The organism is Chromobacterium sp. Beijing, from assembly GCF_021496765.1.
Classification (GTDB): domain Bacteria; phylum Pseudomonadota; class Gammaproteobacteria; order Burkholderiales; family Chromobacteriaceae; genus Chromobacterium.
Window position 1 is genome coordinate 4856936 of record NZ_CP053750.1, and the last position, 16806, is coordinate 4873741.

General features: G+C 49.4%; 14 protein-coding genes and 1 pseudogene. All 15 read left to right on the forward strand.

All coding sequences use genetic code 11. The annotated features are described in order from the left end of the window. Nucleotides 1-19: 19 nt before the first annotated feature. The 15 genes and pseudogenes from HQN78_RS25930 to HQN78_RS22715 all read left to right on the forward strand — a co-directional run bounded on the left by HQN78_RS25930 (nt 20) and on the right by HQN78_RS22715 (nt 16803). A complete protein-coding gene (locus HQN78_RS25930; protein ID WP_370646571.1) occupies nt 20-706 on the forward strand; it encodes an asparagine synthetase B in 687 nt (228 codons plus the stop codon). Nucleotides 707-750: 44 nt separating this feature from the next. Next, a pseudogene (locus HQN78_RS22645) lies at nt 751-1886 on the forward strand (asparagine synthetase B). Nucleotides 1887-1922: 36 nt separating this feature from the next. Further along, on the forward strand, nt 1923-3344 hold the full coding sequence (locus HQN78_RS22650) for a hypothetical protein (RefSeq protein ID WP_235086434.1): 1422 nt from the start codon (nt 1923-1925) through the stop codon (nt 3342-3344). Next, nucleotides 3344-4435 carry a glycosyltransferase gene (locus HQN78_RS22655; protein ID WP_255701197.1) on the forward strand — a complete coding sequence of 364 codons (1092 nt, stop codon included), beginning with the start codon at nt 3344-3346 and terminating at the stop codon, nt 4433-4435. Before HQN78_RS22650 ends, HQN78_RS22655 begins: the two co-directional genes overlap by 1 nt. Beyond that, nucleotides 4432-5553: a glycosyltransferase family 1 protein gene (locus HQN78_RS22660; protein ID WP_235086435.1), complete on the forward strand. Its 1122-nt coding sequence runs from the start codon at nt 4432-4434 to the stop codon at nt 5551-5553. The genes HQN78_RS22655 and HQN78_RS22660 overlap by 4 nt, the downstream gene beginning before the upstream one ends. A 70-nt stretch (nt 5554-5623) precedes the next feature. Continuing rightward, nucleotides 5624-6472, forward strand: a complete 849-nt coding sequence (locus HQN78_RS22665) for an SDR family oxidoreductase (protein WP_235086437.1) — start codon at nt 5624-5626, stop codon at nt 6470-6472. Nucleotides 6473-6503: 31 nt separating this feature from the next. Then, complete coding sequence (locus tag HQN78_RS22670; RefSeq protein ID WP_235086439.1) at nt 6504-7547, forward strand: polysaccharide biosynthesis protein; 1044 nt, start codon at nt 6504-6506, stop codon at nt 7545-7547. Between the two features lie 2 nt (nt 7548-7549). Next, nucleotides 7550-8680 carry a non-hydrolyzing UDP-N-acetylglucosamine 2-epimerase gene (wecB, locus tag HQN78_RS22675; RefSeq protein ID WP_235086441.1) on the forward strand — a complete coding sequence of 377 codons (1131 nt, stop codon included), beginning with the start codon at nt 7550-7552 and terminating at the stop codon, nt 8678-8680. 681 nt (nt 8681-9361) lie between these two features. Then, nucleotides 9362-9880 carry a glycosyltransferase gene (locus HQN78_RS22685; RefSeq protein WP_370646572.1) on the forward strand — a complete coding sequence of 173 codons (519 nt, stop codon included), beginning with the start codon at nt 9362-9364 and terminating at the stop codon, nt 9878-9880. Between the two features lie 251 nt (nt 9881-10131). Further along, nucleotides 10132-11235 (forward strand): glycosyltransferase, encoded by a 1104-nt coding sequence (locus HQN78_RS22690; RefSeq protein WP_235086447.1) that lies wholly within the window; start codon nt 10132-10134, stop codon nt 11233-11235. A 671-nt stretch (nt 11236-11906) separates the two neighbouring features. Then, the gene (locus tag HQN78_RS22695) at nt 11907-12194 is read left to right on the forward strand and encodes a co-chaperone GroES (protein WP_235086449.1); all 288 of its coding nucleotides are present in this window, start codon (nt 11907-11909) and stop codon (nt 12192-12194) included. Between the two features lie 50 nt (nt 12195-12244). Beyond that, nucleotides 12245-13885: a chaperonin GroEL gene (gene groL / locus HQN78_RS22700; protein ID WP_048414165.1), complete on the forward strand. Its 1641-nt coding sequence runs from the start codon at nt 12245-12247 to the stop codon at nt 13883-13885. Nucleotides 13886-14006: 121 nt separating this feature from the next. Beyond that, nucleotides 14007-14753: a Nif3-like dinuclear metal center hexameric protein gene (locus HQN78_RS22705; protein ID WP_235086451.1), complete on the forward strand. Its 747-nt coding sequence runs from the start codon at nt 14007-14009 to the stop codon at nt 14751-14753. A 114-nt stretch (nt 14754-14867) separates the two neighbouring features. After that, entirely contained in the window at nt 14868-15452 is a 585-nt protein-coding gene (gene petA, locus HQN78_RS22710) for a ubiquinol-cytochrome c reductase iron-sulfur subunit (RefSeq protein ID WP_107800600.1), read from the forward strand. Nucleotides 15453-15465: 13 nt separating this feature from the next. Next, nucleotides 15466-16803: a cytochrome bc complex cytochrome b subunit gene (locus HQN78_RS22715; RefSeq protein ID WP_107800599.1), complete on the forward strand. Its 1338-nt coding sequence runs from the start codon at nt 15466-15468 to the stop codon at nt 16801-16803. Nucleotides 16804-16806: the final 3 nt, after the last annotated feature.

Here is a 16806-nt window from a genome sequence, read left to right on the forward strand (position 1 = left end):
GGGGCCTGAGCTCAAGCGTATGACCGACCCTATCACCCATCGGGGACCTGATGACTGGGGCGCTTGGACTGATGATGAGGCTGGCATTGGCTTAGGCCAGCGACGGCTGTCAATCATCGATTTATCTGCACAGGGCCACCAACCGATGTCGTCGGCTAGTGGGCGCTGGATCTTGTCTTATAACGGTGAGATCTACAATTTCACCGAGTTGCGTGATGAGCTGGAGAGCGCCGGCAGAGCCCCTGTGTGGCGTGGGCATAGCGATACCGAAGTGTTGCTGGCCTGCATAGAGGCCTGGGGGGTAGAGCTGACCTTGCAGCGCGCAGTCGGGATGTTCGCCATCTCTCTATGGGATCGGCGTGATCGTGTACTGACTTTGGCTCGCGATCGAATGGGGGAGAAGCCGCTTTACTACGGTGAAGTGGGAGGGCGTGTGCTGTTTGGCTCAGAACTCAAGTCCTTGACGGCAGTAGCAGGAGGCCGGCTTGAAGTTGATAGGGAGGCGCTGAGCGAATTTCTTCGTTTTGCCTACCTACCTGCGCCTAGGTCAATCTGGAAAGGTATTCATAAGCTGCCTCCCGGACATATGCTGGAACTGCGCCGGCCTGTGGATGCTACTCTTATACCACGTTCATTCTGGTGCGTGGGGGAGGGGGGCATGAGGACTTGTCGAGGGAGCTTGCTCACTCCGATGATGCGACACTGATAGATCTTGTGGATGCGCGTTTGAGCGAGTCAGTCCGTTTACAGATGGTGGCAGATGTTCCTTTGGGTGCGTTTCTTTCAGGGGGGGTGGACTCTAGCACAGTCGTAGCATTGATGCAGAAGCATAGCAGTAGACCTGTGAAGACTTTCACAATAGGTTTCGACCAGCCGGAGTTCAACGAAGCGCCATTTGCCAAGGAGGTTGCCCGACATCTGGGCACGGAGCATACCGAACTTTATGTGACCTCCAAGGATGCAGAGGAACTGATACCTCGGCTCCCGTTTATTTATGATGAGCCTTTCGCAGACTCATCGCAAATTCCGACGACTCTAGTGTCCCACCTGACAAAGCAGCATGTAACGGTATCGTTATCGGGCGATGGTGGTGACGAGCTTTTCGCTGGCTACCCACGTTACATGTTGACCTCTGAGCTTTGGAACAAGGTCAACCGATTGCCTTTGCCGGTGCGTCGTGCCGTGTCAGCAATGTTGCGAATTCCTTCAGCTGCCGCATGGGATCGCATGCTGTCGGTTCTTCCGGCTACGCGCAGGCAGTCAATTAATGGACGGCGTATGCACCGACTTTCCCAGTTGTTGGTAACGAGCAGTTTGGGGGAAATGTATGTTCGCCTGATGTCGCAGTGGCAGCCGGAGGAAAATTTGGTGCTTGGGCTTGGTAGGCGTCCGTTCGAATTGAAGCATTGGATTGAAGACGCTGCTCCGATTGAGGCTATGCGTCGATGGGATGTGGGGCAGTATTTGCCAGATGATCTATTAGTGAAGGTGGATCGTGCTTCAATGAGCGCGAGCCTTGAGGCGCGAGCACCTTTGTTGGACCATCGTGTGGTCGAACTGGCGTTTGCCTTGCCAGAGCATTCATTGGTGCGAGGGGGGTTGGTAAGTGGGCACTGCGTCAGGTACTTTACCGTTATGTGCCGCGTGAACTCATTGAGCGGCCAAAGACGGGGTTCTCCGTTCCTTTAGGAGCTTGGTTGAGAGGGCCGCTTCGTGAGTGGGCTGAGGAGTTATTAAGTCCATCAAATCTCCAGCAGGACGGGCTACTGGATGAGCAACCAATTCGTAGGTTGTGGTTGGAGCATTTATCGGGTCAATTCGATCGTAGTAGCTATCTTTGGAACATACTAATGTTCTGCGCTTGGCGTAATGGCGTGGTGCGATAATTAGCGATCGGATATTTAATGCTAAAGCCATATAGAATGCAGGTGAGTATCTGCTGGTTGTTAGTGTGGATGTTGAGCACGGCGCTGGTACTGACATGGTTTAATGAGATGGGCCGTGTCGGAGTTTCTCTATTCGATGGGCTTTTAGAAGCCGCCCCAGTTACAATGCTAATCATTTTGATCGCATTTTTTGTTGCTCGAAATGAAAATGTATTTTTCCTGTTTCTTATTGCTCTATTGCTTAGGTGGGGGATGGTTGCATATTTTGCGTCAGACTCTTTGTTAATGGGAGGAGAAGGAGACCGAGGGGCTGATGATACTTTTTGGTGGGCAGCGGCAAATGAACTGGAGAACCGGTTTCGTGCTGGCACGCTTACGTTAAGTATATTTTGGGAGGGCTTATGGGTTCCGACGGCAACTCCCCTGCATCCTGAGCAAGTTGTCACTCAAGTTGGATTTCCCTTTGTTTTGTGGATATTTAAATCGCTTGGTGCTGAAAAGTTTATTTCAATTCCATTTATAAATGCAGCGGTAGATTCGATGGTGCTGCCTCTTGCGTGGAGTATTTTACGAAAAGTCGCTCCAGAGACTATTTCGCGTTCAATGACTTTATTGGTTGCGCTATTAAGTCTAGGCTTGTCTGATGGGATTGTTCATGGAGCAGCTGCTTATCGGGATAGTCATATCGCGGTTCTCATGGCTATTAATGTTTTGCTTGCTCTTTCTCGGTTTCCTGGGCGGATCTTTATAAGTGTATTTTTTTTGGTTGTTCTTTTTTACTATAGGCATGTAGCCATTGTTTTAGCTTTAATACCGTATATTTTTCTTTCTCCCCCTCGGTTTTTGAATTTCAGTATTCGGCGTTTAGTAAAAATATTTCTCATGCTTTTGTTGTTTGCAATTTTAGTTATGTTGTTATATCCCCCTGTGCGCGAAAATATTATTGCTTTAGCAATAGGGAATGCAATACCAACTACCGCTGGTGATGTCCGAGATAATGGGCTAACTTCGATGATTGTTTCTTTATCGGGAGGGCCTGCGGGGATTTTTTTGTTGGTTGCAGCAAGCGTTCCTGTGCTTCTTCTTCGAATTCCGATGAATCCGGGATCCGATCTATTGCCATTGTTTTTTACAGGTGCAGTGCGTTATGTATTAATAACCCCTGCATTGATGTGGGCGTTGTATAGTAGCATATTTATTGGCGGAGCCCGAGAGGGGTGGAGCGCGCTGCAGCACAGATTTATTGTTGCGAGCTTACTGTGCTATGTTGTTGGCATCGCTATCTTTCTTCCCATTGCAGTACTAACGGGGCCGCGACATCTTTATTTTCTTGCCTCTATTGAATTTGTGCTGACTGCTATTTATTTGCGAGAGATACCTAGGTATGCCATGAGGGTTTGGGTTGTCTTTGCTATTAGTCATGTGCTTTTTGTATATTTTTTCAAGGTTGCAAATTAATGGGGTATTCTGTTCATGTTCTCCACTTGATTCATAGCTTTGGACATGGAGGTGCGGAGCGTCAACTATCCATCTTGGCTCCTGCAATAGCTCGTATGGGAGGGGCGGTGACCGTGGCATATCACGAAAAAGGCCCCAATTTTGATAATGTGCAGCGGTGCGGTGTGAATCTTATTCAACTGCCAAATCGAAACAACAATGACCCCCGCATCTGTATGGACATTGTTGACTGTATTAATAAAAGTGACGCAAATGTTGTGCAAACATGGCTTATGCAAATGGATGTGATGGGAGGGCTTGCCGCTCATTTGCGAAAGCGTCCACATGTACTAAGCGAACGTTCCTCAGGCCCATTATATGAAGCTGGTGGATGGAAGATTGGTTTGCGAAAACTAATTGGACAGAGAGCACAGGCCATTGTAGCGAATTCCATGGGAGGATTAGACTATTGGCGTATGTTCTCCCATGAGGCTGAACTGCGTGTGATTCATAATGCTCTTACCCCTCCTAAGGTAGATGTACCTTTAGATGACTTTGGGCTTGGGACGCAGCCATTAATTGTAGCGGCAGGTCGACTAAGTTATGAAAAAAACATATCTGTAGTTGTGGATGCAATCGCGATGGCACTGCGACGATTGCCTGAGCATCACGCGCTAATTTTTGGTGAAGGCCCTGAGCGTGAGAAAACGCAGGCAAGTATTATTGCTACGGGTCTAGCCGACCGCATACACATGGGAGGGTATACTAACTCTCTCTCATGGTGGTTGCGCCATGCCGATGTGTTCATTTCTGCGAGTTTTATGGAAGGGCACCCAAATGTTGTGATTGAAGCCGCTGCCATGGGATGCCCACTTGTTCTATCAGATATTCCGGCTCATCGTGAATTTGCCGATGCAGAAAGTGCGCTATTTGCGGACACAATAGATGTCAAAACGTTTGCACAAGCTTTAGTGGATACGGTATTAAATCGAGACGCGGCCATTGCTCGAGCTCAGAATGCTCGCTTCTTAACTGAGGGCCTGAGTATCGATCGCGCAGCTCAGCAGTATATCGATCTCTATAATGTTGTGCTGAAGGTGCCGCGCTCATGAAGATTGTTATTAACGCTTATTCGGCTCGTCAAGGTGGGGGGCAAACCTACCTGATAAACTTATTGAACCATTTGCCGGAGAGTAACTCTCTGCAGGTAGAGGTTTTTGCCCCAAGACGGCTAGCCTTACCTGTTCATCCAAATATTCGGCGGGTGCACGCTGATTGGCCGACAGAAAACCCGGTGCTGCGGGCTTTATGGGAGCGTTGGATGCTGCCTAAGTACCTTAAGCGTACGGGTGCAGATGTATTGTTCTGTCCGGGAGGATTGGTTGCTACCAAGGTGCCAAACGGTTGTCGTGTAGTAACTATGTTTCGCAATATGACCCCTTTCGATGCCAAGGCATTGCGTCGTATGCCTTGGGATTTGCAGCGTGTTCGCCAGTATCTATTGCGTAATCTCATGCTACGTAGCATGAGGGAGGCGGATTTAACTATTTTCATTTCAGATTACGCGCGCCGGGTGATTGAGGCTCTGGCCCCGGTTCCTCGTGCAGTTACTATTCCGCATGGTATTTCAGAAGCCTTTCGCATTAGAGAGCAAGTACCTCCTTCTCCAGCGATTGCGGGTGGGGAACCGTATCTGTTGTATGTGTCAAAGGTGGATAGCTACAAACACCACGAAGAGGTTGTAAGCGGGTATGCTTTGCTCGCATCAGAATTGCGCGAGCGGTGTCGGCTTATTCTTGTTGGTGAAGCAGATGGGGCTGGTGCAGAGAAACTTCGTCGAATGATTAAAACTCTTGGATTGACTGATAGGATTATTTTGAGTGGCGCGATAAATTATCAAGAACTACCCGCCCTTTATCAAAATGCAGAAGCAAATATATTTGCTTCCTCCTGTGAGAACTGTCCTAATATTTTACTTGAGGCGCTGGCTGCTGGTCGGCCAGTGCTATCATCGGATATTGATCCAATGCCTGAGTTTGGTGGAAAAAATATTGGCTACTTTTCACCATTTAGTCCGGAGAGTATTGCGATGGCTATGACTAGAGTGTTGCTGGAGCCAGCAACTGCGGCCAGTTGGGCTGCTGCAGCAAGAGAGCGTAGCACTTATTATGATTGGAAATGTACCGCGAATAGTACTTGGAGAGAAGTTCTGAAATTAGGTCAACGCTAACGTTATGTTTGCCAAGCATGTATTTCTATAAATATATTATATTCATATTATGAAGAAAAATTCGAGCGAAATGAAAATTCTTGTCTTGGGATGTACTGGCATGCTCGGAAATGCTGTTTTCCGTTATTTGACAGAACAAAAGCTATTTCAGGTCTGGGGGACAGCGAGAAGTAGCGGTGTTATTAATAGACTTCCTTCGTCAAATAAAGTAATTGGTGGGGTTGATGTTGAAAATTTCGACAGTCTTTGTCAGGTTTTTGCAAAGGTTAAGCCTGATGTGGTAATTAATTGTATTGGTCTCGTCAAACAGTTGGCAGAGTCCAATGATCCACTTTTAGCCTTGCCAATAAATGCACTATTACCCCATAGGCTTGCTAGGCTATGCGGGTTGACTGACTCTAGGTTAATTCATGTGAGCACTGATTGTGTTTTCACAGGCCTAAAGGGGAATTATGTAGAGTCTGATGCTCCCGATGCAATGGATCTATATGGAAGAAGTAAGCTTATCGGCGAGGTTGATTATCCACATGCAGTCACATTAAGAACATCAATTATCGGGCACGAGTTAGCATCATCACATGGATTGATCGGGTGGTTTCTTGATCAAAATCTAAGTGTTCGTGGATTTACCCGAGCAGTTTTTTCTGGATTGCCAACGTGTGAATTGGCACGCATTATTGCTGAGCATGTTCTGCCTAATGAAAAATTGTGTGGGTTATATCATGTTTCTAGCAGTCCAATTTCAAAGCATGATTTGTTGAAGTTGGTTGCAAAAACTTATAATCATAATATTGAAATTTTGGCTGATGATAAACTAATCATTGACCGCTCACTTGATTCGTCGCGGTTCCGTAGTGCAACCGGTTACCAAGCTCCACCTTGGTTTGAGCTTGTCCAAAGTATGTACTCTTTTGGCTAATCACATCATATTCAGTATCAGGATAATGCTAATGTTTAATGATCGTACCTTGCTTATTACAGGTGGAACGGGCTCGTTTGGTAATGCAGTATTGCGCCGTTTTCTCGAATCGGACTTAAAAGAAATTCGAATTTTTAGCCGTGATGAAAAAAAACAAGATGACATGCGGAAAAAATACAATAATGCCAAAATAAAATTTTACTTAGGAGATGTCAGAGACTTTAGAAGCGTTGAGCAAGCAATGCGTGGTGTTGATTTTGTGTTTCATGCTGCTGCGCTTAAGCAAGTTCCATCTTGTGAGTTTCATCCAATGCAGGCTGTTCAGACTAACGTATACGGTACTGAGAATGTACTCATTGCGGCTATTGCGGCAGGAATAAAGCGGGTTATTTGTTTAAGTACCGACAAGGCCGTCTACCCTATCAATGCCATGGGAATAAGCAAGGCGATGATGGAAAAAGTGATGGTGGCTACAAGTCGCAATCTTGAAGGAACAGGGACGGTCATTTGCGGTACAAGATATGGTAATGTAATGGCCTCTCGAGGTTCCGTTATTCCATTATTTGTAGAGCAGGTCCGGGCTGGTAAGCCCATCACAATTACAGACCCAGCAATGACCCGATTTATGATGACTTTGAATGATGCGGTGGACTTGGTCCTTTATGCTTTTGAGCATGGGCATAATGGGGACATTTTTGTACAGAAGGCTCCTGCCGCTACGGTTGAAGTACTGGCTCATGCCGTTCTTTCTGTAATGAATAAGTCAGATTCTCCTGTGCAGGTGATTGGAACCCGGCATGGTGAAAAATTGTACGAAGTACTGCTGGGGCGTGAAGAAATGGCGTGCGCTGAGGATATGGGGGATTATTTTAGAATTCCCGCTGATGGGCGTGACTTAAATTATGAAAAATATGTTGAACAAGGGAATCAACTGCTGACCCAGACGAGTCATGGTGACGATTACAACTCGCACAATACAGTGCGCCTGGATTTTGAAGATATGAAAAAGCTGCTTTTGAAGCTAGATTTTATGGCACGTATTTCTCGTGGTGAATATGCTGAAGCTGAGGATTGAAAATGAAAAAGCTTAAAGTCATGACTGTAGTTGGCACCCGCCCTGAGATTATACGGTTGTCAAGGGTAATGGCGAAGCTTGATGAATTTTGTGATCATACAATTGTGCACACCGGCCAAAACTATGATTATGAATTGAATCAAATATTTTTTGATGATTTAAAAATTAGAAAGCCCGATATTTTTTTGAATGCAGCGGGCTCAACTTCTGCTGAAACTATCGGCATGATCATCGCAAAAATGGATGGGGTGCTTGCGGAAGAAAGTCCTGACGCATTGCTTGTTTTAGGTGATACAAATAGTTGCTTATCGGTGATTCCGGCAAAAAGAAGAAAAGTGCCAATCTTCCATATGGAGGCTGGTAATCGTTGTTTCGACATGCGAGTCCCTGAAGAGATTAATAGGAAAATTGTTGACCATACCTCTGATGTGAATTTGACTTACAGTACCATTTCGCGAGAATGTTTGCTTAAAGAGGGTCTACCTGCAGACTTGATTATTAAAACGGGTAGTCCAATGTCTGAAGTGATTGAGTTCTACCGAGAGGCAATTGACCATTCAGATGTTTTGGAACGACTAGGATTAAAATCTGGCGAGTTTTTCGTTGTTAGTGCCCATCGTGAAGAAAATGTTGATTCAGATGTTAATCTGTGTAAGTTGATAAATATTTTAAATGAAATTTCAGAGCAATTTAAGCTTCCTATAATTGTATCCACACACCCTAGAACTCAAAAAAGACTTGCTACTGTTGGGGCAAAATTTAATGAATTGGTAAGATTGCTTAAGCCATTAGGTTTTACGGATTACAATAAGCTTCAACTTTCAGCCCGTGCGGTTCTTTCCGATAGTGGAACAATAAGTGAGGAATCTTCAATTTTGAACTTCCCTGCTTTAAATATGAGAGAGACTCAAGAGCGTCATGAGGCTTTTGAAGAGGGGTCTGTCATGATGGTGGGATTGGATGTTGATAGAGTTATGCAAGGTTTGTCTATTCTTGATTTACAGCCACGTGGTGAAGAAAGATTGCTGAGATCTGTTTCAGACTATTCCATGAAAAATGTCTCTGACAAAGTTGTACGCATTATTCATAGCTACACCGATTATGTGAATCGAGTGGTATGGAGAAAGTACTGAGGCTCGATTAATGCAGGTTGTGCTGATTGCTGATACTTTTCCACCCCATCGGACTTCTGGCGCAGTCCAGCTCCGGGATTTGGCTCGCGAGTTTGTACGTCAAGGGCATAATTTGACCGTGCTTCTTCCTTCGTCTGATCAGAAGGAGTCTTGGCAGTTGGAGGAGTTTGATGGGGCGCAGGTATTACGTTTAAAAGCTCCGCGTACGAAGGATGTTGGTTATGTGCGACGTACGTTAGGTGAGTTGCTCATGCCCTTTTCGATGCTATTACAGCTTCGGAAAAGCCCTTTAGCCCATGCATGTTGGGAGGGCATCGTGTGGTATGCACCATCTATTTTCCATGCTCCTTTGGCCCAAATTCTTAAGCGTTCAAATGGTTGTAAAGGCTACCTGATAATCCGTGATATTTTTCCTAATTGGGCTGTTGATATGGGGCTGATGAGGCGTGGTTTGCCTTATCTTTTTTTTGATATGATGGCACGCTATCAGTATTCGGTTGCCGATATTATTGGTGTTCAAACTCCTGGAAATCAAGCGTATTTCGATTGTTGGCAACGGCAACCTGGTCGACGTTTGGAAGTATTGCAAAACTGGCTTGATATTCCTGCTGCGGTACCTTGCTCAATACGGATCAACGAGACTCGTTTAAGGGGCGGAAAATTTTTGTTTATGCGGGCAACATGGGGGTGGCGCAAGGCATGGATGTTTTGCTCGACTTGGCCGATAAACTGTACAGTAGACAAGATGTCGGTTTTTTATTTGTTGGTCGAGGTAGTGAGGTGGGAAGGTTGCGTGCTGCCGCTCAGGAGAGGCAGCTAGATAATGTTGTGTTTTTTGAAGAAATTCATCCTGATGAAATTCCAGGGCTTTATGCGCAGTGTAATGTTGGAATTGTGGCTTTGGATCCTCGCCATAAATCCCATAATATTCCTGGGAAATTTTTGACTTATATGCAAAGCGGGCTTCCTGTATTGGCAAATATCAACCGTGGTAATGATCTTGCCCATTTAATTCGTAGTGAACAGGTAGGGCAAATCTGTGAAAGTAACCAGGTCGATGAGTTGCAATTGTGTGCAGAGAAGCTATTGGTTCAGATTGATGATGGCACTGACTTTACCGCACGTTGTCGGGGGCTTTTTGAGCGTGAGTTTTCAGTTAAAAAGGTAGTGGAGCAAATTGTTGCGGGACTAGCCTCTTGAGGTTTATGAGTGATTTCACAAGTGGTTATTTCCGAGGTGTTATTTTCTCTGCTCGAAGATTGTCTCTTTACCATGGCGTGTGATCTACTAAAAAATAATGGAAAATGCAAGGCGGCTTGTTTTGATATTTTTGGGTTCAGAGGCATTGGTCAATTTTTGAGGTGTTCTTGTAGTACTTTTACGTTTTTATTTTGTTGTTCGAGAGTGTTTTTGCTCTATCTTTGTTGGAAAACATCGAAAGGTGTATATAAATGCTGGTAATTCTATTGGCGGCTACATTTTTATCCTTGCTTGTTGGGATGTGTTTGATTCATTTCTCACATTTGCACGAACACTTTTCAGCTGATTATGAGTTGGGCGGAGTTCAAAAGTTTCACGCACAACCTGTGCCACGTATCGGAGGAGTGCCGATTGCTGCTGGGTTGGTGGCAGGAAGCGGTGTGTTGGCGTGGTTGTTGAAGGATGCCTCAATTTTGATGCTGTTGTTGGTGGCCCTTCCTGCTTTTGCTGCTGGGATTTTTGAAGATGTGACAAAAAAAGTAGGTCCGCTACCTAGATTGTTGGCTACTTTTTTTGCTGCTGCTCTAGGGTATTTTATTCTTGGTGCAAGTTTGCAGCGCCTGGATATCCCTTTGCTCGATGTTTTTTTGGTACATGTTTGGATTTTTTCATTGCTTTTAACGGTGGTTGCCGTAGGTGGAGTGGCACACGCCGTGAATATTATTGATGGCTACAATGGATTGTCTGGTGTTGTATCAATTTTCATTTTCCTTGCTTTGGCTTATGTGGCATTTAAAGTACAGGATACTATGCTGGTAGGCATCTGTTTTGCTATGGTAGGTGCTATCGCAGGTTTTTTGTTTTGGAATTTCCCCCGTGGGTTAATGTTTGCAGGAGATGGTGGCGCTTATTTGGTTGGTTTTATGATCGCTGAGGTCGCCGTGTTATTGGTTGCTCGCCACTCTCAAGTTTCTCCTTGGTTTCCGTTGCTGTGTGTGATTTACCCCGTATTTGAAACCTTGTTTTCAATCTATAGACGGAAATTTTTGCAAGGTCGAAGGGTGGGGTATCCCGATGCACTGCACCTACATCAGCTTGTCTATATGCGGTTGGTGCGATGGATGGTGGGTTCCAAAGATGTCAATCATAAAACAATGCGTAACAGTTTGACTTCCCCGTATTTATGGGCCTTATCTTCTATTTCAGTGGTGCCGGCTATGCTGTTTTGGAATAACACGACGGTGTTGATTGGTTTTGTGTTGGCATTCATGTTCACTTATGTACGGTTATATCGAATGATTATTCGTTTTCGTACTCCAGGATGGATGTTGCTGCGGAAGTCAGTTAGGCATTGATGTTTTATGGCTATTCGATATGCTTTATTTTCAAATCGGTTGTGTACAGGTGTCAATTTTTTTAGAAATTTTACTTTTCGTTGGGGCAATGTGAAAATGTGGCGTATAAAGCCTGTTTGGCTATTTGGGATCACTCCTCCTCAATAAAGTAGATTGAGGTTCGCTGCTATCAAAAAACGGATATGTCCCTGGCTGCCCCGTACCTAAACAGAACGTTGTTGCGCGATCTTAATGAAGATAATCAATCTGATCGTTGTTGGTCTCGACAAGCGAAAATTTAGATGGTTCGAGCATTTAGCTAGCTGAAACCGTGTACACATCAGTTTTTCTGTCTTGGCGATTGAGGTCATAGGCTTGGGCTTTTTCTCATTGGATTGCAGAGTGGTTTGCCGCAGTTGCCGACCAAGACAAGCTTGCTAGTTGGATTTAGTGGTGAACATTCCTGATTGGCCACTTCTTCACCTAACTGAGAGCTTCGCGAGTAGTGGCTGAGTGTCGAGTTGTAAGTTCCGATCAGACAAGCCAGACCTGCGATTGAAATTTGGCGTGGCAGGCTCTTGAAAACCCTCCCGCTCGTCCCTATCATTAGCACTCGCAGCAGGTGAGTGCTAACGCTCGCCTCAACTCAAACAGGTTTCAACTCTCAACAGCCACTGTAACAGGAGAGATCCATGGCAATTCGTCCTTTGCACGACCGTGTTGTTATCAAGCGCCTCGAGGCTGAAGAAAAAACGGCTTCCGGCATCGTTCTGCCGGGCGCAGCCGCAGAAAAACCGGATATGGGCATCGTTTTGGCCATCGGCAATGGCAAGATTCTGGAGAACGGCGAGCGCCGTCCGCTGGAACTGAAGCCTAACGACAAAGTCATCTTCGGCAAGTATTCCGGTCAGGCCGTCAAGGTTGACGGCGATGAAGTCCTCGTGATGCGCGAGGAAGATGTAATGGGCATCGTTGAGTAATCCGACCCACATCTGAACTTCCCCAACTCAGAATTCTGGAGATTTAAAGAATGGCTGCTAAAGACGTAAAGTTTGGTGATTCCGCTCGCGCCAAGATGGTAACTGGCGTCAACATCCTGGCTGATGCCGTAAAAGTGACTCTGGGCCCGAAAGGCCGCAACGTGGTGCTGGACCGCTCCTTCGGCGCGCCGACCATCACCAAGGACGGCGTATCCGTCGCCAAGGAAATCGAACTGAAGGACAAGTTCGAGAACATGGGCGCGCAGATGGTGAAAGAAGTCGCTTCCAAGACTTCCGACGTGGCCGGCGACGGCACCACCACCGCTACCGTGTTGGCTCAAGCCATCGTGTTGGAAGGCATGAAGTACGTTGCCGCCGGCATGAACCCGATGGACCTGAAGCGCGGCATCGACAAGGCCGTTGCCTCGCTGGTGGGTGAGATCGCCAAGATCGCCAAGCCGTGCGCCACCACCAAGGAAATCGCTCAGGTTGGCTCCATCTCCGCCAACTCCGATTCCGACATCGGCGACATCATCGCCAATGCCATGGAAAAAGTGGGCAAGGAAGGCGTGATCACCGTTGAAGACGGCAAGAGCCTGAACAACGAACTAGACGTGGTTGAAGGCATGCAGTTCGACCGCGGCTACCTGTCCCCGTACTTCATCAACAACCAGGACAAACAGATTGCCGCTCTGGACAATCCCTTCATCCTGCTGTTCGATAAGAAAATCTCCAATATCCGCGATCTGCTGCCGGTTCTGGAGCAAGTGGCCAAGTCCGGCCGCCCGCTGCTGATCATCGCAGAAGACGTGGAAGGCGAAGCGCTGGCCACTCTGGTGGTCAACACCATCCGCGGCATCCTGAAAGTGGTAGCCGTTAAAGCCCCGGGTTTTGGCGATCGTCGCAAAGCCATGTTGCAGGATATCGCCTTCCTGACCGGTGGCACCGTGATTGCCGAAGAAGTGGGCCTGACCCTGGAAAAAGCTTCGCTGGAAATGCTGGGCCAAGCCAAGCGCGTTGAAGTGGGCAAGGAAAACACCACCATCATCGACGGCGCCGGCCAAGCGGCCGAGATCCAGTCGCGCGTGGGCGAGATCCGCAAGCAGATGGAAGAAGCCACTTCCGATTACGATCGCGAGAAACTGCAAGAGCGCGTGGCCAAGCTGGCCGGCGGTGTTGCGGTGATCAAGGTTGGCGCTGCCACCGAAGTGGAAATGAAAGAGAAAAAGGCTCGCGTTGAAGACGCCTTGCACGCTACCCGCGCCGCTGTGGAAGAAGGCGTTGTGGCTGGCGGCGGCGTTGCTCTGCTGCGCGCCCGCTCCACTCTGGACAGCCTGAAAACCGACAATGCCGATCAAGACGCCGGTGTTAAGATCGTGTTGAAGGCCATCGAAGCGCCGCTGCGCCAGATCGTCAAGAACGCTGGCGAAGAGCCGTCGGTCGTGGTGAACAAGGTGCTGGAAGGCAAGGGCAACTTCGGTTACAACGCGGCTAGCGGCGAGTACGGCGATATGCTGGAAATGGGCGTGTTGGATCCGGCCAAGGTAACCCGCTCCGCTCTGCAGCACGCGGCTTCGGTTGCTGGCCTGATGCTGACCACCGACTGCATGATCGCTGAATTGCCGGAAGACAAGCCGGCGGCCGGCATGCCGGATATGGGCGGCATGGGCGGCATGGGCGGCATGATGTAAGCCAACGCCTCCTTAGGCTTTGAAAAACCCCGCTACGGCGGGGTTTTTCTTTTGCGGGCTTAAAATGCGTTGGCTTCTGGCAAAATAAGGCCGGGGCATATATTAAGTTAAGGAGTGCGTGATGGAATTGAAGGCCTTGCTGAGCAGTCTGGACACGATTTTGGAGCCTTGGCGCTTCAAAGACTATGCGCCTAACGGCTTGCAGGTGGAAGGGCGGCAGGCGGTGCGCAAGCTGGTGACCGGCGTCTCCGCTTCTCAAGCCTTGATCGATGCCGCGGCGTCGCGCGGAGCGGACGCCGTGCTGGTGCACCACGGTTATTTCTGGAAGGGCGAAGACGCCCGGATTTGCGGAATGAAGCGCCAGCGGGTGAAGACGCTGCTGGAGCATGATCTTAACTTGCTGGCTTACCACCTGCCTTTGGACGCGCATCCGGAGCTGGGCAATAACGCGATGTTGGGCAAGGTGCTGGATTTGGAGGCCCAGGGGCAGGGCGGTGAACAGGGTTTGCTGTGGCATGGGGCGTGGCGGCGAGGCGGCAGTGTGAGTGATTTCCGTGAACACGTTTCCGCTCGTCTGGGGCGCGAGGCTTTGTTGTTGGGCAGGGCGGACAAACCGATTTCGCGCATAGCCTGGTGCACCGGCGGCGCGCAGAGTTTTTTCGCCGAAGCCATCGATCTGGGCGTGGACGCCTTCATCACCGGCGAAGCGTCCGAGCAAAATCATCATATGGCAATGGAGTGTGATGTGGCTTTCATCGCTGCGGGGCATCACGCCACGGAGCGTTTTGGCATCAAGGCTTTGGGCGAGCGCCTGGCTCAGCTTCATGGCATAAGTGTTGAATTTGTAGACATTTCCAACCCGGTTTAGGCGGCTAGGCAGGGCTTCGGCCAATTTATTTGCATAGAAGCTTCAAGTCCCTACTCGGAATCGGGTAAAATCAGGCAGTTTTGGGCTCGGTTTCCACGTTTGAGGATGACTGTAATGAGTGAACAACAAGTCGATGCGGGGCGCCGTCGCTTTCTGACGGTTGCAACCAGCGCTGTTGGTGGTGTGGCGGCGGCCGGAGTGGCGACGCCGTTTCTGATGAGTTTCTTCCCGTCCGAGAGGGCGAAGGCCGCCGGCGCTCCCGTCGAGGTGGATATCGGCAAGATCGAGCCGGGCCAGAAGATCAACGTCGAGTGGCGCGGCAAGCCGGTATGGGTGCTGAACCGCACGCCGGAGCAATTGAAAAACCTGCCGAAGCTGGATGAGAAGCTGGTGGATCCCAAGTCCGAAATGGATCAGCAGCCGACGTATTGCCAGAACGAGCACCGTTCGATCAAGCCTGAGCTGCTGATCGCCGTCGGCATCTGCACGCATTTGGGCTGTTCGCCGACCCACCGTCCGGACATCGCGCCCGCCGATCTGGGCCCGGACTGGGTGGGAGGCTTCTATTGCCCCTGTCATGGTTCCAAGTTCGACTTGGCCGCGCGCGTCTACAAAGGCGTGCCGGCTCCGAAGAACCTGGAAATTCCGCCGCACAAATATCTGTCCGATACCCGCCTGCTGATTGGCGAAGACAAATAAGCTGAGGGGCTACATGACTAAAGGACAAAAGCTGCTCAACTGGGTGGACGAACGTTTTCCGTTATCGTCGATGCTCAAAGAGCACGTCACCGAGTATTACGCGCCGAAGAACTTCAACTTCTGGTACTTCTTCGGTTCGCTGGCCATGCTGGTGCTGGTGATCCAGATCGTTACCGGCATCTTCCTGACCATGAACTACAAGCCGGACGGCACCTTGAATGGCGCCGGCATTCCGGTCGCCTTCGCCTCGGTCGAATACATCATGCGCGATGTGGCCGGCGGCTGGATCATCCGCTACATGCACTCCACCGGCGCCTCGATGTTCTTCGTGGTGGTCTATCTGCACATGTTCCGCGGCCTGATCTACGGTTCCTACAAGCAACCGCGCGAACTGGTGTGGGTGTTCGGCACGCTGATCTTCCTGTGCCTGATGGCGGAAGCCTTCATGGGTTATCTGCTGCCTTGGGGCCAGATGTCGTTCTGGGGCGCGCAGGTGATCGTCAACCTGTTCGGCTCCATCCCGGTAATCGGTCCGGACCTGTCGGTGTGGATCCGCGGCGACTACGTGGTGTCCGACGCCACGCTGAACCGCTTCTTCGCGCTGCACGTGATCGCGGTGCCGCTGGTGCTGCTGGCGCTGGTGGTGGCTCACCTGATCGCCTTGCACGAAGTGGGCTCCAACAACCCGGACGGCGTTGAGATCAAGAAGCTGAAGGACGACAAGGGCATTCCCCTGGATGGCATTCCCTTCCACCCGTATTACACCGTCAAGGATGTGCTGGGCGTGGTGGTGTTCCTGATCGTGTTCTCGGCCATTGTCTTCTTCATGCCGGAAATGGGCGGTTACTTCCTGGAGAAACCCAACTTCGACCAGGCCGACCCGCTGAAGACCCCGCCGCATATCGCGCCGGTATGGTACTTCACGCCGTTCTACGCCATCTTGCGCGCCATCCCGTCCTTCCTGGGCACCCAGGTGTGGGGCGTGATCGCGATGGGCGCGGCAGTGGTGCTGATCGCCTTCCTGCCGTGGCTGGATCGCTCGCCGGTGAAATCCATCCGCTACCGCGGTCCCAAGTTCAAGTTCATGCTGGTCCTGTTCATCGTGTCCTTCATCGGTCTTGGCATTCTGGGCGCTTTGCCGTCCACCAATGCCCGCACCGTGATCGCGCAGGTGCTCTCGTTCGTCTACTTCGTCTTCTTCCTGGGCATGCCGTTCTACACCAAGAACGATGTAGGCAGCATCCCGGTGCCGACGCGGGTGACGGATACCAACGCCAAGCGTCAGATCCGGTTTGCGGTGCTGGTGGTGGTGACCGTGGTGGCCGCCGCCGTATTCGCCATGAACGTGTAAAAA

Excerpts from the sequence above, each read along its gene's own strand:
- HQN78_RS22650 (WP_235086434.1), top strand. The coding sequence starts at position 1,923 with ATGCAGGTGAGTATCTGCTGGTTGTTAGTGTGGATGTTGAGCACGGCG.
- HQN78_RS22655 (WP_255701197.1), top strand. The coding sequence starts at position 3,344 with ATGGGGTATTCTGTTCATGTTCTCCACTTGATTCATAGCTTTGGACAT.
- HQN78_RS22715 (WP_107800599.1), top strand. The coding sequence starts at position 15,466 with ATGACTAAAGGACAAAAGCTGCTCAACTGGGTGGACGAACGTTTTCCG.
- HQN78_RS22690 (WP_235086447.1), top strand. The coding sequence starts at position 10,132 with ATGCTGGTAATTCTATTGGCGGCTACATTTTTATCCTTGCTTGTTGGG.
- HQN78_RS22705 (WP_235086451.1), top strand. The coding sequence starts at position 14,007 with ATGGAATTGAAGGCCTTGCTGAGCAGTCTGGACACGATTTTGGAGCCT.
- HQN78_RS25930 (WP_370646571.1), top strand. The coding sequence starts at position 20 with ATGACCGACCCTATCACCCATCGGGGACCTGATGACTGGGGCGCTTGG.
- HQN78_RS22695 (WP_235086449.1), top strand. The coding sequence starts at position 11,907 with ATGGCAATTCGTCCTTTGCACGACCGTGTTGTTATCAAGCGCCTCGAG.
- HQN78_RS22685 (WP_370646572.1), top strand. The coding sequence starts at position 9,362 with ATGGGGGTGGCGCAAGGCATGGATGTTTTGCTCGACTTGGCCGATAAA.
- HQN78_RS22670 (WP_235086439.1), top strand. The coding sequence starts at position 6,504 with ATGTTTAATGATCGTACCTTGCTTATTACAGGTGGAACGGGCTCGTTT.
- groL (WP_048414165.1), top strand. The coding sequence starts at position 12,245 with ATGGCTGCTAAAGACGTAAAGTTTGGTGATTCCGCTCGCGCCAAGATG.
- wecB (WP_235086441.1), top strand. The coding sequence starts at position 7,550 with ATGAAAAAGCTTAAAGTCATGACTGTAGTTGGCACCCGCCCTGAGATT.
- HQN78_RS22665 (WP_235086437.1), top strand. The coding sequence starts at position 5,624 with ATGAAAATTCTTGTCTTGGGATGTACTGGCATGCTCGGAAATGCTGTT.
- petA (WP_107800600.1), top strand. The coding sequence starts at position 14,868 with ATGAGTGAACAACAAGTCGATGCGGGGCGCCGTCGCTTTCTGACGGTT.
- HQN78_RS22660 (WP_235086435.1), top strand. The coding sequence starts at position 4,432 with ATGAAGATTGTTATTAACGCTTATTCGGCTCGTCAAGGTGGGGGGCAA.